Source organism: Micromonospora sp. RB23 (genome assembly GCF_053585025.1).
The window spans coordinates 5,200,257-5,216,699 of sequence record NZ_CM132111.1 but is presented as its reverse complement, the minus strand read 5'-3'; the positions used below and the strand labels follow the sequence as shown (position 1 = coordinate 5,216,699).

Here is a 16,443-nt window from a genome sequence, read left to right as displayed (position 1 = left end):
GGTCGGGACCCGCCGATCGGTCCGCGCCGGGGCTGGACATCCGGCTCCGATGTGGAGAAGATTTCGCGGCGAACGGCACCCGTGCCGCACAAAAGGAGATGTTCCGGTGTCCACCTCCACCGACCAGGGCCGGCCCGACCCGGATGCGATCCCGTCCGCGCAGAGCCGCGACGGCCGCACGCTCTCCGACCGGGGCGACACGGTCTGCGTCATCGGGGCCGGGGCCAGTGGCCTGGCAGCCATCAAGAACCTGCGCGAGCAGGGATTCGGGGTGGACTGTTACGAACGTGAGACCGGCGTCGGCGGCGCCTGGAACTGGCGGCACGACCGCAGCCCGGTGTACGCCAGCACTCACCTGATCTCGTCGAAGCCGTTCACCCAGTTTCCCGACTTCCCGATGCCGGACTCCTGGCCGGACTACCCCCACCACAGCCAGCTCCTGTCGTACTTCGAGCGGTACGCCGACCACTTCGACCTGCGTTCGCACATCTGGTTCGGCACCGAGGTCGTCCGGGTCGAGCCCGCGCCGGGGGAGCGGTGGGACGTGACGACACGCTCCACCGGCGGGTACGGCCCGGAACGCACCTCCCGCTACGCCGCCGTGGTGATCGCCAACGGGCACAACTGGTCGCCGAAGCTGCCCCGCTACGAGGGCCTGGAGGAGTTCCGCGGCGAGATCATGCACGCGTCGTCCTACAAGGACCCGGCGCAGCTGCGCGGCAAGCGGGTGCTCGTGGTCGGCGCCGGCAACACCGGATGTGACATCGCCGTCGAGGCCGCCCAGCAGGCGTCGCGCTGCTGGCACTCCACCCGGCGCGGCTACTGGTACGCCCCGAAGTACGTCCTGGGCCGTCCGGCCGACCAGATCAACGACGCGCTGCTGTCACTGCGGGTGCCGCTGCGGGTCCGCCAGTGGCTCTACCACTGGACGATGCGGTTGACCGTCGGCAACCTGACCCGCTTCGGGCTGCCCAAGCCCGACCACCGGGTGTACGAGACACACCCGATCGCCAACAGCCAGCTCGTCTACTACGTGGGCCACGGCGGGATCGGCCCGGTGCCCGACGTCGCCCGCTTCCGCCCGTACGCCGTCGAGCTGGCCGACGGCCGCGAGATCGACCCTGAGCTGGTCATTTTCGCCACCGGCTACCTGCCGCGTTTCGAGTTCCTGGACGCGTCGGTCTTCGGTGACAGCGCCGGCACCGGCCGTCCGACGCTCTGGCTCAACGCCTTCACGCCGGGGCACCCCACGCTTGCCGTCGCCGGCCTGGTGCAGCCCGACTCCGGCCTGTTCACCCTGTCGCACTGGCAGACGGTGCTCTTCGCGCGGCTGCTGCGGGCTCGACGGGACCGACCCGAGCGGGCCGCGGCCTTCGCGCAGCGGGTACGGGACCGGGCGGGGGAGCGCTACGCGGGTCAGGTCAAGGACAGCAGCCGGCACTGGTTCGAGGTCGGGCACGCCGACTACCTGCGCGCCGTCCAGCGCGCCCTGGTCGACCTGGAGGGCAAGTGAGCGAGCTGCGGATCATGCGGGGCCGGGAGTGGGCTCGTCCGGTCCGGCCGGCGCGCCGTGAGGTGCTCAGCGCCGTACCCGAGGTGGAGCAGGGGCGTCCGCCGCTGCTGTTCGTTCCCGGGTTCGGGCACGGCGCGTGGGCGTTCGCCGAGCACTGGCTGGGCCACGCCGCGTCGCGGGGCTTCCCGGCGTACGCGCTGAGCCTGCGGGGGCACGGCGGCAGCGAGCCGGCGCCGGAGGCGACGCTGCGGGCGTACGCCCATGATGTGACCCAGGTGGCCGCGAGCCTGCCGCGCCAGGCGGTGCTGGTGGGGCACGGCGCCGGGGCGCTCGTGGTGGCCCACGCGATGGCGCGCTACCCGGCGCGCGGCGCGGTGCTGGTGGCGCCGGTCTTCGGCGGCTGGGGGGTCTTCGGGACGGCGGTGCGCCGCAACCCGGCCGGGACGCTGCCGGCGGTGTTCGGCGGGCCGCTGCGGCTCAGCCGCACGCAGCTGTTCAGCCGGGAGCTGCCCGACGAGGAGGCCCGCCGCTACGTGGCGCGACTGGGTCGGGCCGGTCGGCGCGCGCAGTGGGCGTTGCTGGGCGAGCCGCAGGCCGAGCCGGCCGTGGGCGAGCCTCCGGTCCTGGTGCTGGGCAGCCCGGACGACCGGGTGGTGCCGGCGTCGACGTTGACGCGGGTCGCCCGCCGGTACGGCTCGGCGCCGCTGCTCTTCCCCGGCATGGGGCACGACCTGATGCTCGACGCGCGCTGGGCCGAGCCGATCGACGCGATCCTGGACTGGTTGGAGAAGGAGCCCGCCGGCCGGTGACCCGGCGTCCCGGTCAGCCGCCGGCGTGCTGGGTCGTCCGGGTCGCCGGGTGCGGCACCCGTGCGGCGCCGTCGGTGCTGGTGAGGCGACCGACCAGCGCGCCCGTCTCGTCCAGGGCGCTCAGGTAGGAGCGGGCCCAGGCCCGGATGTCGTGCTCGTGCAGGTGGGCGCGCATCGCCCGCATGCGGTCGGTGACGTCCGCGGGGTCGGCCCGCAGCGCCGTGCGCAGCGCCTGCTTGAGTCCCTCCAGGTCGTGCGGGTTCACCAGGTACGCCTGGGACAGCTCGGCGGCGGTGCCGGCGAACTCGCTGAGCAGCAACGCGCCGGTGTCGTCCACCCGGGCGGCGACGTACTCCTTGGCGACCAGGTTCATGCCGTCGCGCAGCGGGGTCACCGCCATCACGTCGGCGACCCGGTAGAGCGCCGCCAGCTCGGCCCGGTCGAAGGGCTGGGTGAGGTAGTGGATGGCCGGCTCGCCGACCCGTCCGAACTCGCCGTTGATCCGGCCCACCTCGCGTTCGATGCGTTCGCGCAGGATCTGGTACTGGCCGACGCGTTCCCGGCTCGGCATGGCGACCTGGACGAGGACCGTGTCGCGGACCTTGACGTCGCCGCTGGCGAGCAGTTCGCTGTACGCCTTGAGCCGCTGCTCGATGCCCTTGGTGTAGTCCATCCGGTCGACGCTGAGGATGACCTGTCGGGGATCGCCGAGATCCTGCCGCAGGCGGCGGGCCCGGGCGGCCACGTCGGGGCGGGCGGCGAGGGCGGCCATCTCGGCCGTGTCGATCGAGACGGGGAACGCGCCGATGCGCACCACCCGGTCGTCGATCCCGATCCGACGGTCGGTGGCGGGCAGCTCCAGCACCCGGGTGACCAGTTGGGCGAAGTTGTGCGCCGCCTGGGCGCGTTGGAAGCCCACCAGGTCGGCCCCGAGCATGCCGCGCAGCAGCTCGGCGCGGCGCGGTAGCTGCATGAACAGCTCCGGTGGCGGGAACGGCACGTGCAGGAAGAAGCCGATGCGCAGGTCGGGGCGGAGCGCGCGCAGCAGCCCGGGTACGAGTTGCAGGTGGTAGTCCTGTATCCAGACCACGCCACCCGGTTCGGCCACCTCGGCGGTCGCCTCCGCGAACCGCTGGTTGACCCGCTGGTACGCCTCCCACCAGCGCCGGTGGTGCTCGGGTTGCTCGACGGCGTCGTGGTAGAGCGGCCAGAGGGTGGCGTTGGCGAAGCCCTCGTAGTGGTCGCGCAGGTCCTCCTGGGTGAGGGCGACGGTGTGCATGTGGACGCCGTCCACGTCCGGTAGTGCGGGCGCCGGACCGGTGCCGCCGGCCCAGCCGACCCAGATCGCCGGGGTGTGTCGCAGCAGCGGGTGCAGCGCGCTGACCAGCCCTCCGGGGCTGCGTCGCCACTCGCAGGCGCCGTCCGGGGCCTGGTTGTCGTCGATGGGGAGGCGGTTGGCCACCACCACGAGGGAACTCTGTCGCATCTCGGGCATTCCGATCAGCAAAGGACTGACCGCCACGAGCAAGGGAAAACCGGTCAGTCAGCGGGGGAAGTGACGTACAGCGGTATTCCTACTGACAGTAAGTTACACCACTGTTACGCGCCGAGTGAGGGCGGTCGTGTCCCGCGATGCGGGCCGGGGTAGGGCCCGTTCCATAAGGGCGGCTGAGCCTTGCCGGATCGCCGCCCGGACCCGCCGCAGGCCGGCCAGTTCTTATGAAACAGGCCGTTAGACGACGGCGCCGTTGTCCGGGTCGTCGTCTTCCTCGTCGCCGGGACGCAGTCGCCAGATCAGCGTGACGAAGCCGGCCAGGATGCCCGTGAAGCCGAACAGGGTGACCGCCGAGCGGTCCACCGGGAGCAGCGACGGAAAGAGGAAGAGCACGAACCCGACGACCACCGCGAGCGCGCCGACCACCGCGTACTTGGAGACGCGGGGCAGCGGTGGCGGCGGGGGCGGGTGGTAGGTGTCGTCGTCGTCATCCGGCAGGTCGGCGCCGAAGGTGTCCAGACCGTCCAGCAGCGAGGGCTCGTCGCCCCGGGTGTTCCGGCCGACCGAGATCCCGGAGAAGTCGGTCGCCGACGGCAGCCGACGGACGTCGGTCGCGGTCGGCCCGGCCTCGTCGACGCCGGAACGGGCGAGGGGGCCGGCGGTCGACTCGTCCCGGGTGTCCCGGTCGTCGTGCTCGTCCACGTCCTCGGCGGCCGGCCAGGGCCGCTCGTCGGTGGTCGAGGAGGTGCTGTGGAAGCCCGCCACGATCCGGGCCCACTCGGCGTCGATGTCCGGTTCGTCGCGGGCCGGCGGCTGCTCCGGCGTGCTCTCGTCGGCGAGCTGGGTGAGGTAGTCGCGGGCGGTCCGCAGGTGCGAACGGTCGACGTAGAGCCGGTCGACCGGCCGGGCCGGGACGGTGGTGGTACGGGTGACCGGGTTGAGGTCGGCCGACGGTTGCAGGTAGGCGGCGATCCCGCCGGCGGCCAGCACGTCGAGCAGGTGCTCGCCGACGCGCGGATCGACGTCGCCGACGACGGCGTACTCGTTCGCGTCGAGCCCGTTGTCCCGCCGTCCCCGGCGGGCCCCACCCGCTGACACCCGGCCATCCTCCTCAACGCGCCCTGCGGCGCGGCCACCCCTGCCCCCTCGACGTCCGTGCGCACGTCGTGCTCTGAATCGTGACACGTCAGGGGCCGGTTCCGGGAGTGCGTTGTGTCGCGTCTTGGAAAGTCGGGGGCGCTCCCGCTGGTCACGGCGGTGGCTCTTTGTCCGTTGTTGCGCGAGACGTGCGATCTCGGAGATCGTCCGGGGCGGGCGGCGCGCTGGTGAGCTGCGGCGATTGCGCCGAGGCGGAAGTGACCGCGCGGTCGTCTGCCAAGATCCGAGCAGTTTCCCTGTTGTTGCTGCCACAGGCGGGTGGGAAGCAGCAAGAACCCTGATATTGCACACGCGGGCCCGCCGGGTGGTCTCTGGGTGCCGTGCCGACCGCGTGCGCCGCGTGGTGGTGAGCGTCCGTCCGTTGTGGTGAGAGCGCTCGCTTCGTAGGCTCGTCGGGGATGACGGCCGGCGCTGTCGCGGCCCCCCTCAGAAAGGACGCCGGTGCTCTACTGGCTGTTGAAGCACGTGATCCTCGGTCCGCTGCTCAAGCTGATCTTCCGCCCGCAGGTGGAGGGGCTGCGCCACGTGCCGGCGACCGGGCCGGTGATCCTGGCCAGCAACCACCTCTCCTTCTTCGACTCGATCTTCATCCCGTTGATCGTCTCGCGGAGGGTCACCTTCGTGGCCAAGGCCGAGTACTTCACCGGCAAGGGGATCAAGGGCTGGTTGCAGAAGGTGTTCTTCGTCGGCACCGGCACGATCCCGGTGGACCGCTCCGGCGGCCAGGCCGCCTGCGCCGCCCTGGACACCCAGCTGCGGGTGCTGCGCGCCCAGGGAGTGGCCGGCATCTACCCCGAGGGCACCCGCTCCCCGGACGGGCGGCTCTACCGGGGCAAGACCGGCGTGGCCCGGCTCGCGCTGGAGAGCGGCGCGGTCGTGGTCCCCGTGGCGATGCTCAACGCCGACCAGCTCCAACCGCCCGGCCGGCTGATCCCCCGGATCGGCCGGGTGCGGGTCCGCTTCGGCGCGCCCCTGGACTTCTCCCGCTACGCCGGGATGGCCGGCGACCGGTTCGTCGAACGCGCGGTCACCGACGAGATCATGTACGAGGTGATGGAGCTCTCCGGCCGCGAGTACGTCGATATCTACGCGCAGAAACTCAAGACGCCGGTGGCCGCCTGAGTCTCAGCAGGCGACGGCCGGTCCGGTCGGGCTGATCGGCCGGCCGGCCAGGGCCAGCAGACCCGGCGCGTCGTTACGCAGCGCGAAGGTGCGCACCTCGGCGCGGGGCGCCCGGGCACCGGCCGGGTCACCCGCCTGGATCAGCTCCGAGGCCGCCAGCGCCAGCGCCAGCACCCGGTCGCTCGCGTCCGGAATCCTTCCGTACGTCTCGGCGGCGGCCAGGTGCAGCTCGGCCGCGCGCCGGTGGTCGCCGTCGGCCGCCGCCACCGCCGCCGTCACCGTCCGCAGCGCCGCCTCCGACCACGGTGTCCGGTGCCCGACCCGGTCCAGCATCGCCCGGACCCGCACCGCGGCGTCCCGGCCGGCCAGGGCGCCGGCGTACGCGGCCGCGGCGATCCACTCCCCGCTGGCCAGCGCCGGCACCGCCGACCAGGACCGCTCCAGCTCGTCGATCAGCTCCGCAGCCTCGTCGTGGCGCTCCTGCAACGCCCGGCACAGCGCGGCCATGCCCAGCATCGTCCAGCGCAGCCGGTGAAAGCCGCTGCGTCGGGCGGTGGCCAGCGCGTCGGCCAGATCGGCCGGGTCCTCGTCGTCACGCAGCACGAGCAGGCAGCAGCGCAGGCCCCGCACCTGCATGTCCCAACTGCCGGTCGGCGTGTCCACGAACGCCTCCGCCGCGGCGAGCAGCCGGCCGAAGTCACCCTCGAACCAGGCCCGCATCGCCTCGGCCGAATAGCTGGTGGTCAGCGTCTGCCCGCTGGCCGTACGCGCCGGAGCGGCCGAGAGCAGGGCGTTCGAGCGCAACCAGTCGCCCTCCTCGCGGATGGCCCAGGCCAGGTTCTGGGTGGCCCGGGGCAGCGCGAGCAGCTGGTTGGCCCGGCTGAACTCGACGATCGCGTGCAACTCGTCCAGGCCGATCCGGTCGCCGGCCTGGTAGCGGGCCGTGGCCGCGGTGATCCGCGCGTTGGTCCGCGTCTCGGTCAGGCCCAGCCGCTCGGCGATCTCCGCCGCGGTGTCCGCCGCCGACACGGCCGGGTCGCGTTCGTAGTTGAGCATGTGCAGGCGGCCCAGCTCGGCGTACGCATCGGCCTTCTGCGGGCTGTCCGGAAGCTGCTCGAACAGGTGGACCGCGCGATCCAGGCAGGCCAGCGCCTCACCCCGGTCGGCACGTAGCCACGCCGCCTGGCCGAGCAGCGTCCACGCCCGCGCGGCACACGCGTCGTCGCCGTGCGCCGCCAGCCGGTCGGCCAACGCGTGCACCTGCTCCGGTCCGCCGCCGGAGAGGAACGCGTTGCCGTCCCGGTAGAACGAGATCTCCGTGCTCAGCAGCTCCAGTTGCAGCCGGCCCACCGGGTCGCTGTCGTCGGCCAGGCCGAGCGCCCGGCCGGCGTGGCTCGCCGCCGCGTCCAGCCCGTGCAGGGCGTACGCCCGGCGGGCCGCCCGGTGCAGCGCCTGTCGCGCGGGCCCCGCGTACCGCCGCATCTCCATGCCGAGGGACCGCGCGATCTCGTGGGCCGCCCAGCGGTGGTGGGCGAGGACCTCGGCCAGGTCGGTGTCGCGGCTCTGCGACAGCGCGTCGAGCCAGTCCGCGGCCCGATCGTGCCGCGCCACCCGCTCGGTGCGGGGCAGCCGCTGGTAGCAGACATCCCGCACCAGCACGTGCCGGAACCGGAACTCGGCCTGCCCGGCCATCGTCGACGCGGCCTGCTCGTGCACGAAGTCGCGCTGTTCGAGGCGGCGCAACGCGCGCTCGACCGACTCGACCGGCTGCCCCAACGCGGCGGCCACCGCGCCCGGCCAGAACTGCACCCCGACCACCGAGGCGGCGAGCAGCACCGCACGGTCCTTGGCGTCCAGCAGGTCCACCCGGTTGGCGATGACGGCGTGCACGCTCTCCGGCATGGTCAGTTCGAGCTGCTTGTCCAGCGACCAGCCGCGCCCCGACTGGCGCAGCGCGCCCTGCTCGATGAGCATCCGGACGTACTCGTGCGCGTAGAGGGGGTTGCCCCCGGCCACCTCGATGAGCGGCGTCAGCATCTCGGCGGAGAACGCCGCCTGGCCGAACAGGTGCGCGTACAGGGCGGCGATGCCGGTGTCGCGCAGCGGCGGCAGAGTGATGGTGACCGAACCCGTGATCGTCCCGGCCCAGCTCGGGTCGCGGTCGACCAGTTCCGGACGGGCGGTGCAGAGCAGCAGGAGGGGCACCTCACGAGCCGCGGCCCCGAGCAGTTCCACGAAGCGCAGCATCGCGTCGTCGGCCCAGTGCAGGTCCTCGAAGACCAGCACGGTGGGGCGGCGGGCCGCCAACGCCAGCAGGAACCGCCGCCACGCCGACTCCGCCTCCTCCGCCGGCAGCGGCGTTCCGGGCAGCCCGACGAGCGGACGCAGCGCGTCGACCACCCGGTCGCGCTCACCCGACCCGATCAGCTCCCCGACGGCGGCGCCCAGCCGCTGGGCCGCGCTGGCGGCCGGGTCGGTGTCCAGGATGCCGGCCTCGGACTTGACGATGTCGGCGAGCGCGGCGAACGTGACGTTCTCGCCGAACGGCGGGCAGCGTCCCGTCCGCCACGTCAGCGGCTCGTCCACCAGCCGGCCGGTGTGCCGGTACAGCTCGCGCAGCAGCCGGCTCTTGCCGATCCCGGCCCGGCCGAAGATCGTCACCACCTGGGGCAGCCGGTCGCGCAACGACCGGTGCAGGGCGTTGACCAGCATCCCCAGCTCGTGCTCGCGGTCCACCAGGGGCGTGGTGTCCGGCTCCCGGTCGGTGGGCTGACGGCGCAGCGGCGACAGGGCGAGCCACACCTCGGTCGGCGAGGAGCGCCCGCGCAGGGTGACCGGGGGCTGCTCCTCGTAGCGGATCGCGTCCTTGGTCAGGGCGTGCGTGGTGCCGCAGACCAGCACCCCGCCGGGCGGCGCGACCGACTGCATCCGCGAGGCGGTGTTCACCACGTCGCCGGCCACGATCGCCTGCCCGCCGTCGCGGGCGGCGGCCACGTCGACGAGGGCCTCGCCGGTGGACACCCCCACCCGGAAGCGCATCTCGGTGCTGCCCGTCGGCGCGAAGCGGGTGAGCACCCGTTGCAGCTCCAGCCCCGCCCGCACGCAGCGCAGCGCGTCGGTCTCGGTGGCGATCGGCGCGCCGAAGAGCGCCATCACGGCGTCGCCGATGTACTTCTCCACCACCCCGCCGTACTGGCCGACCACCCGACGGGCCGCCGAGAAGAAGCCCGTCTGCATGCCGCGTACCTGCTCCGGATCGGCGCGCTCGACGTACGGGGTGAAGTCGATGAGGTCGACGAAGAGCACGCTCACCCGCCGACGGTCCTCCTGCGGGGCGACCGTGGCGGTCCGGTCCGTGCCCGGCCGAGGTGACCCGCACGAGGTGCAGAACGCGACGTCCGAGGCGAGGGGACGCAGGCAGTGCGGGCAGACGGCACCCAGCTCGGCGCCGCAGCCACCGCAGAAGCGGTCACCGTCGGCGGCCGTGCGTCCACAGCGCCCACACTGCGCGGCGATGACACACCCTCCACTGGCGATACCGGCCGACGCCCCCAGCGCCGCCGCCCGCAAGGAGTATCACCGTCGAACGGGCTGTCAGGTACCGGCCTGTTGGCTTGTGGACAGTCCACCAACGGCCTGAGCGACTACATTCAGTCCGCCACATCTTCGATCAACGACCAGAGGGGGACAGGTCAATGGTGTACGTCAAGCTGGAGAGTGACTGGACCGACGGCAACGGGGTCAACCACTCGGCAGGCGAGTCGGTGGACGTCGACGCCGCCACGCTCGCCACGCTGCAGGCCGAGGGAATCGTCAGCGAGCAGTCCTCGGGCCCGGGCGGCGACAGCAAGGGCCCGAACAAGTGGGCCGGCCCGGGCAGCCCCGGAGTCTGAACCATCCGTCGATGACACAGCGCGACGGCCGGGCCGCCCACGGGCGACCCGGCCGTTCCTCGTCCACCGGTCGACGGCGGCGGGCCGTCCAGTCAGCTCAGCGGTCGTTCATGCCCGCCCGGCGGCGCAGCGCGGCGACGTCGGTGACCACAATCCGACGCCCCTCCGTCCGCAGCCAGCCGCGGCTGGCGAAGGAACCGATGGCCTGGTTGACGCTCTGCCGGGAACCGCCGGCCATCTCCGCCAACTGGCTCTGGTTCAGCTCGATAGTGATCATCGGTGCCTGGCTCTCACCAGCCAGCCGGACCAGCGTCTTGGCGACCCGACCCGGCAGGTCGAGGAAGACGTGGTCGGCGTTCTGCTCGGTGAGCCGGCGGATCAAGCCGCCCAGCGACCGCATCACCGCGTCCAGGATGCGTGGGTTGGAATGCACCAGCTCCATGAACGCGCCCCGGGAGAGCGCGAGCGCCGCGCAGTCCTCGATGGCCTCTGCCGACGCGGAGCGCGTGGAGGCGTCCAGCAGCGAGACCTCGCCGAGCACGTCCGGCGGACGGATCACCGACAGAACCGCCCGCTCACCCGTCGGCGCGGTGCGGAACACGGCGACCGCGCCGCGACGCAGCACGATCAACGATTCGCCCGGGTCGTTCTCGACGAAGAGCAACTGACCCTTGCGGTAGGTGCGCGGAACGGCGGCCGCGATGACGCGCTGGCGTACCTCGGGCTCCAGCCCGGCGAACATCTCGACACCCGTGAGCGCGTCACCCGGCTCCGGCAGGCGCATCTCCACCGGCCCAACCCCTCCCCGGTCATGGACCACACAATCGCTCACCGGGTGAACCTGATGGCCCTGACGAGGTGAACTGACACCGGTTCGGCATCCGGTAGCGGTACACATCAGATCATGACGGTCTGGTCGCTTGCTGTACACCCCTCGAAGCACTTCCGTGACCGTCGCGAGCTGCGGCGTACCCCCGGGATCGTCGTCGGCGCGAGGTCGGCGGCCCGGGTCGGCGCCGGCCCACCGCGGACGAACCGGGGTTCCACCCGCCCCCGCCGGATGCCGGCGGGCGGCGGTGGGTGAGGATGTCCGCGATGGTCTACCGCTACTTTTACGACTGCGAGTTCATCGAGGACGGCCGGATCGTCGACCTCGTCTCGATCGGTGTCGTCGACGAGTACGGCCGCGAGTTCTACGCGGTCTCCACCGAGTTCGACGACTCCCGTGCCGTGCCCTGGGTCCGGCGTAACGTGCTGGACCGGCTGCCGTCGCCGGCGGACCGTGCCTGGCGTTCGCGGGAGCGCATCCGCGACGACCTGTACGACTTCCTCATGGAGCCCGTCCGGGACCGTCCGGCCGAGCAGCTGGAGCTGTGGGCCTGGTACGCGGCGTACGACCATGTGGTCCTCGCGCAGCTCTGGGGCGCGATGCCGGCGCTGCCCCGGGAGATCCCCCGGTTCACCAAGGACCTGCGCCAGCTCTGGGACGACCGGGGCCGCCCGGCCCTGCCGGACGCGGACGCGGCCCGGCACGACGCCCTTGTCGACGCCCGGCACAACCTGGCCCGCTGGCGGGCGATGACGGCGCGCTGAGCGATGGCCATACCTCTGTAGGTTTGACCGGTTCTGTCCTGGGCAACGGTTCGACAGTCGAGCCGAGGGAGACCGCCATGAGCAACGATCCGACCAGCGTCGCCGACGCCCGGGCGCGGGTCACCGAACTGATCCGCGCCGCGCGGATCTGCATGCTCACCACGATCGCGCTGGACGGGCGGCAGGTGAGCCGGCCGATGGGGCTGCAGGAGGCCGAGTTCGACGGCGACCTGTGGTTCTTCGCCTACGCCGACTCGGCCAAACTGCGACAGATCCGGGTGAACCCGGAGGTCAACGTGGCCTTCTCCGACCAGAAGCACCACTCCTGGGTGTCGGTCTCCGGCACCGCCAGCGAGAGTTCCGACCGCGAGCGCGCCAAGCGGTTGTGGAACCCGCTGCTCAAGACCTGGTTCCCGGACGGGCTGGACACTCCCGGCCTGACTCTGATCAAGGTGCACGCCAGCTCCGCCGAGTACTGGGACTCGCCGAACAGCACCGTGGTCAACCTGCTCGGCTTCGCGAAGGCCGCCGTCACCGGCCGTCCGCCGTCGCCCGGCGAGAACCGCGAGGTGACCTACTGAGCCGCCGTCCCCCGGGGCGCTGTCGTCGTGCGGGCAGGTGCGGCTACAGTTCGCAGTGACGGCCCGCCCCGGGCCGGCAACGGCGCCGATGGTCTGACCTGACACATACCCTGGGGCATATCGGGCTTTACCTGATGCTCCAGGAGGATGAGCGGATCATGCGTATCGGCGTGCTCACCGGCGGCGGCGACTGCCCGGGTCTCAACGCGGTCATCCGGGCGGTGGTCCGCAAGGGCGTCGCCACCTACGGTCACGAGTTCGTGGGCTTCCGGGACGGTTGGAAGGGCCCGCTGGAGGGTCTGTCCAAGCCTCTCGGCATCGCCGACGTGCGTGGCATCCTGCCCCGCGGCGGCACCATCCTCGGCTCGTCCCGCACCAACCCGTTCAAGATCGAGAACGGCGTCGAGCGGATCAAGGACAACCTCGCCGAGCAGGGCGTGGACGCGCTGATCGCGATCGGCGGCGAGGACACCCTCGGCGTCGCCACCAAGCTGCACGAGCTGGGCGTCAACGTCGTCGGCGTGCCGAAGACGATCGACAACGACCTCGGCGCCACCGACTACACCTTCGGCTTCGACACCGCGGTCAACATCGCGATGGAGGCCATCGACCGCCTGCACACCACGGCGGAGAGCCACCACCGCACCCTGGTCGTCGAGGTCATGGGCCGGCACGCCGGCTGGATCGCCCTGCACGCCGGCCTGGCCGGCGGCGCCAACGTGATCCTGCTGCCCGAGCGGCAGTTCGACGTCGAGCAGGTGGCCGGCTACGTCGAGAAGCGCTTCCAGCACCAGTACGCCCCGATCGTCGTGGTCGCCGAGGGCGCCCAGCCGCTCGACGGCCAGATGGTGCTGCACAACCAGGAGCTGGACGCGTTCGGCCACGTCCGCCTCGGCGGCATCGGCCAGTGGCTCGCCGAGCAGCTGGAGGCCAAGACCGGCAAGGAGGCCCGCACCGTGGTGCTGGGCCACATCCAGCGCGGTGGCACCCCGACCGCCTTCGACCGGGTCCTCGCCACCCGCCTCGGCCTGCAGGCAATCGACGCCGCCAACGACGGCGACTGGGGCAAGATGGTCGCGATGCAGAGCACGGACATCGTCCGGGTGCCCCTCGCCGAGGCCACCCGCGAGCTGAAGACCGTGCCGATCGAGCGGTACGAAGAGGCCGAGGTCTTCTTCGGCAGCTGATTCCACGGTGAGCGCCGCGGCAGGCCTGCGGGCCCGCCGCGGCGCGAACCGACATCAAGGGGGTACGGCGCAGGTGTCAGCCGGGGTGCACACGGTCGCGGTGATCGGCGCGGGCAAGATCGGCGAGCTGATGCTCTCCGGGCTGCTGCGGTCCGGATGGCCGGTGGAGCGGCTGCTCGCCACCGCCCGCCGACCGGCCCGCGCGCAGGAGCTGACCGACCGCTACGGCGTCCGGGTGGTCGACAACCTGGCCGCCGTCGACGAGGCCGCCGTACTCGCCGTCTCGGTCAAGCCCCAGGACGCCGCCGCGCTGCTGGACGAGATCGGCCCGAAGGTGCCCGCCGACAAGCTGGTCATCTCGCTCTGCGCCGGGCTGCCCACCAGCTTCTTCAGCCGCCGGCTGCCCGAGGGCACCCCCGTGGTCCGGGTCATGACCAACACCCCGGCGCTTGTCGACCAGGCGATGACGGCGATCTCCGCCGGCGCGTATGCCACCGGGGCGCACCTGAGCCTCGCCGAGGAGATGTTCAAGCCCCTCGGCCAGACCATCCGGGTGCCCGAGTCGCAGCAGGACGCGGTCACCGCGCTCTCCGGCTCCGGCCCGGCCTACTTTTACCTGCTGGTGGAAGCGATGATCGACGCCGGGATCCTGCTCGGACTGCCGCGCCAGGTGGCGCACGAGCTGATCGTGCAGACCGCCATCGGGTCCGCCGTGATGCTGCGCGACTCCGGCGAGCACCCCGTCAAGCTGCGCGAGGCGGTCACCTCGCCCGCCGGCACCACCATCTCCGCCGTCCGCGAGCTGGAGAAACACGGCGTCCGCGCGGCGCTGCTCGCCGCGCTGGAAGCGGCCCGGGACCGCGCCCGCGAGCTGGCCGCCCAGGCCGACTGACGTCGGCCTCCGCGGGGTCACCGCGCCGTCGCGCGTGGCGCATACTGGCGGCGTGTTCACACTCGCCCAGGCCCGGCACCTGGTGGCCACCCTGCAGCCGCGTGTCGACGAGCTGATCCGCGTCCGCGCCGACCTGGCCGAGCTGCGCGCCGACCTGGCCGACCACGGCGTCAGCGCGCTCGGCGGGCTGGCCGAGGTCAAGGGGCTGGAGGCCCGGCTGCACGCCGTCGTCGACGAGCTGCACCAGCACGAGATCCAGGTCAAGGGCATCGCGCCGGTGCTGCTCGACTTTCCGGGCGAGCGCGAGGGCCGTGCCGTGCTCTGGTGCTGGCTGGAGGGCGACTCCGACGTGCGCTGGTACCACCGGGCCGAGTGCGGCTTCGCGGGCCGCCGCCCGCTCTGACCCGGCCGTCGTCCGCTCTGACCCGGCCGTCGTCCGCTCTGACCCGGCCGTCGTCCGCTCTGACCGCGCAGGTCATGGGTCGAGGACCGCGAACACCACCACGTTGTCCCGGTAGTGCCCGCGCCGCCGGTCGAAGTCGCCCCCGCAGGTGACGAGGCGCAGCTCCGGCCCGGGTGTCGGTCCGTAGACGGTGGCCGTCGGGAACCGGTCCTTGCGGGTGCGCAGCGACCCGGTCACCCGAAACGACAGCCACCGCCCGCCGCGCCACACCTGCACCCGGTCGCCGGCGCGCAACTCGCCGAGCCGGGCGAAGACCGCCGGGCCGCGCCGCGAGTCCAGGTGTCCGGCGAGCACTGCCGGACCGGTGTCGCCGGGAGCGGGTCCAGCCCCGTACCAGCCGGCCGTGTCGAAGTCGACCGGCGGGACGAGCACGCCGGCGCTGTCCAGGCCCAGCACCGTGAGCGCCGAGTCGACGTCGATCCGCGGCACCCGTACCCGGGTGGGTGGACCCTGTGGTCGCGGCGACGCGGCCACCGACGCGCAGCCGTCGGCGCAGCCGGGGTGCCAGGCCGCGACCGGCGGCGGGCCGGTCGTCGCGAACCCGACCCCGCTGCCGGCGGCCAGGCAGACCGCCGCGCCGGCCGCGACCAGCGCGGCCAGCGGCGCCCGACGGTCGCGGTGCCGCCGGATCGCGGGCCCGATGCTCACCAGGTGGTGCGCCGCCGCCGACGCCACAGCAGCAGGCTCGCCACCACGGCCGCCGCGGCCACGGCGCCGGCCACCAGGGGGTACGCCCCGAGCCCGCGCCCGGCCGTGCCACCCGCGCCGGTGTCCACCCCGCCCGCCGGTACGACCGTGCCGCCCTCGGCATCCTGCCGCAGCTCGGCGGTGAGCCCGCCCTGTCTGCCGTCGAGCACCAGCAGCGAGTAGACCGCGCCGCCGGTGAGCCGCACCTCGGCGTCGGTGCTCGGACCGCCCGCGCCGGTCAGCCGCAGCTTCCAGGTGCCCGGCTCGACCTGCTGGTAGTCGGTGGTGGTGGCGAACTGCACGCCGTCGGCGATCGCCGGGCCGTCGGCGGCGGCCACGTCGAGGACGGGAGTACGCACCGACGCCTGCACCACACGCACCTTGGCCCGGCCCTGCGCGGGAGCGCTCAGGTCGTCGGTGAGCACCCGCAGCCCCAGGTCGGCGTGCCGGCCGACACCGGCCACCGTGTACGCGCCGCCACTTCGCACCGCGACCTCGGTGGTGAGCACCGGCGGATCGCTGGCGGGCGTGCCGGCCTCGCGCATCGCCACCGCGTACCGGCCCGGGGGCAACTGGAGATAGTCGGAGACCACGCCGTAGCCGACGCCGGGAAAGACCCTCGGCTTCGCGGCGTCCGGGGCGGCGAGGTAGACGTCCACCGCCGGGGTGTCGGGGGAGAGGTGGGCGAGTCGGACGTACCCGACGCTGGCCGCGCCGGCCGACGCCGGGATCGCGGCAGCGAGGGAGGTGCCGAGCAGGAGCGCGCCGACGCCGGCCAGCAGCCGGCGGGACGCGGTACGGAGCGTGTGCATATCGCCTCCGAGGCACGTTCGGTGAGCGGGCGGCAACCCACCGACAGAGTCCCGTGCGTGAGACTCTCGCGCAAGTTGTACACGCGATGTTTCTCCCCTCTCGCGCCGTCGGATGCTGCCCGGGCCGTGCGTGCCGGCCGTGTGTGCGGGCCGTGCCGCCGCCGCAAGATCGTGCTCGATCCAGGATGTAGTGGCCTCGGGGCCGGGGGGATGCCACTCGATCCATGATCGAGCGTGA

15 protein-coding genes are annotated in these 16,443 nt (G+C 72.9%); 9 read left to right on the top strand and 6 right to left on the bottom strand.

Features of this window, described 5'->3' with window-relative positions:
• Nucleotides 1–106 precede the first annotated feature (106 nt).
• Nucleotides 107–1,513 (top strand): flavin-containing monooxygenase, encoded by a 1,407-nt coding sequence (locus ACTFTM_RS23625; RefSeq protein ID WP_449562653.1) that lies wholly within the window; start codon nucleotides 107–109, stop codon nucleotides 1,511–1,513.
• Between the two features lie 14 nt (nucleotides 1,514–1,527).
• Nucleotides 1,528–2,322, top strand: coding sequence for an alpha/beta hydrolase (locus tag ACTFTM_RS23620; RefSeq protein ID WP_449566711.1), 795 nt, complete (start codon nucleotides 1,528–1,530; stop codon nucleotides 2,320–2,322).
• Between the two features lie 13 nt (nucleotides 2,323–2,335).
• Here the strand turns inward: ACTFTM_RS23620 and ACTFTM_RS23615 are convergent, their stop codons facing one another.
• Nucleotides 2,336–3,808: an alpha,alpha-trehalose-phosphate synthase (UDP-forming) gene (locus ACTFTM_RS23615; RefSeq protein ID WP_449562652.1), complete on the bottom strand. Its 1,473-nt coding sequence runs from the start codon at nucleotides 3,806–3,808 to the stop codon at nucleotides 2,336–2,338.
• Between the two features lie 246 nt (nucleotides 3,809–4,054).
• A complete protein-coding gene (locus ACTFTM_RS23610; RefSeq protein WP_449562651.1) occupies nucleotides 4,055–4,915 on the bottom strand; it encodes a DUF308 domain-containing protein in 861 nt (286 codons plus the stop codon).
• 501 nt (nucleotides 4,916–5,416) lie between these two features.
• On the opposite strand from ACTFTM_RS23610, the gene ACTFTM_RS23605 reads away from it, so the two are divergent.
• Nucleotides 5,417–6,097, top strand: a complete 681-nt coding sequence (locus ACTFTM_RS23605) for a lysophospholipid acyltransferase family protein (RefSeq protein ID WP_449562650.1) — start codon at nucleotides 5,417–5,419, stop codon at nucleotides 6,095–6,097.
• A 3-nt stretch (nucleotides 6,098–6,100) separates the two neighbouring features.
• On the opposite strand, the gene ACTFTM_RS23600 is transcribed toward ACTFTM_RS23605, so the two are convergent.
• On the bottom strand, nucleotides 6,101–9,667 hold the full coding sequence (locus tag ACTFTM_RS23600) for an ATP-binding protein (RefSeq protein WP_449562649.1): 3,567 nt from the start codon (nucleotides 9,665–9,667) through the stop codon (nucleotides 6,101–6,103).
• A 125-nt stretch (nucleotides 9,668–9,792) separates the two neighbouring features.
• On the opposite strand from ACTFTM_RS23600, the gene ACTFTM_RS23595 reads away from it, so the two are divergent.
• A complete protein-coding gene (locus ACTFTM_RS23595; protein ID WP_449562648.1) occupies nucleotides 9,793–9,990 on the top strand; it encodes a hypothetical protein in 198 nt (65 codons plus the stop codon).
• A gap of 97 nt (nucleotides 9,991–10,087) precedes the next feature.
• On the opposite strand, the gene ACTFTM_RS23590 is transcribed toward ACTFTM_RS23595, so the two are convergent.
• On the bottom strand, nucleotides 10,088–10,780 hold the full coding sequence (locus ACTFTM_RS23590) for a Crp/Fnr family transcriptional regulator (protein WP_007463121.1): 693 nt from the start codon (nucleotides 10,778–10,780) through the stop codon (nucleotides 10,088–10,090).
• A gap of 305 nt (nucleotides 10,781–11,085) precedes the next feature.
• Between ACTFTM_RS23590 and ACTFTM_RS23585 the strand changes: the two genes are divergently transcribed.
• The 5 genes from ACTFTM_RS23585 (at nucleotide 11,086) to ACTFTM_RS23565 (ending at nucleotide 14,646) form a co-directional block, all read left to right on the top strand.
• Complete coding sequence (locus tag ACTFTM_RS23585; RefSeq protein WP_449566710.1) at nucleotides 11,086–11,583, top strand: polyadenylate-specific 3'-exoribonuclease AS; 498 nt, start codon at nucleotides 11,086–11,088, stop codon at nucleotides 11,581–11,583.
• A 77-nt stretch (nucleotides 11,584–11,660) separates the two neighbouring features.
• Nucleotides 11,661–12,164 carry a pyridoxamine 5'-phosphate oxidase family protein gene (locus ACTFTM_RS23580; protein WP_449562647.1) on the top strand — a complete coding sequence of 168 codons (504 nt, stop codon included), beginning with the start codon at nucleotides 11,661–11,663 and terminating at the stop codon, nucleotides 12,162–12,164.
• Between the two features lie 158 nt (nucleotides 12,165–12,322).
• The gene (locus tag ACTFTM_RS23575) at nucleotides 12,323–13,351 is read left to right on the top strand and encodes a 6-phosphofructokinase (RefSeq protein WP_449566709.1); all 1,029 of its coding nucleotides are present in this window, start codon (nucleotides 12,323–12,325) and stop codon (nucleotides 13,349–13,351) included.
• 73 nt (nucleotides 13,352–13,424) lie between these two features.
• Entirely contained in the window at nucleotides 13,425–14,243 is an 819-nt protein-coding gene (gene proC, locus ACTFTM_RS23570; RefSeq protein ID WP_449562646.1) for a pyrroline-5-carboxylate reductase, read from the top strand.
• A gap of 52 nt (nucleotides 14,244–14,295) precedes the next feature.
• Nucleotides 14,296–14,646: a DUF2203 family protein gene (locus tag ACTFTM_RS23565; protein WP_449562645.1), complete on the top strand. Its 351-nt coding sequence runs from the start codon at nucleotides 14,296–14,298 to the stop codon at nucleotides 14,644–14,646.
• Nucleotides 14,647–14,718: 72 nt separating this feature from the next.
• On the opposite strand, the gene ACTFTM_RS23560 is transcribed toward ACTFTM_RS23565, so the two are convergent.
• On the bottom strand, nucleotides 14,719–15,381 hold the full coding sequence (locus tag ACTFTM_RS23560) for a class F sortase (RefSeq protein ID WP_449562644.1): 663 nt from the start codon (nucleotides 15,379–15,381) through the stop codon (nucleotides 14,719–14,721).
• Nucleotides 15,351–16,205 (bottom strand): DUF4397 domain-containing protein, encoded by an 855-nt coding sequence (locus ACTFTM_RS23555; protein ID WP_449562643.1) that lies wholly within the window; start codon nucleotides 16,203–16,205, stop codon nucleotides 15,351–15,353. Before ACTFTM_RS23555 ends, ACTFTM_RS23560 begins: the two co-directional genes overlap by 31 nt.
• Nucleotides 16,206–16,443: the final 238 nt, after the last annotated feature.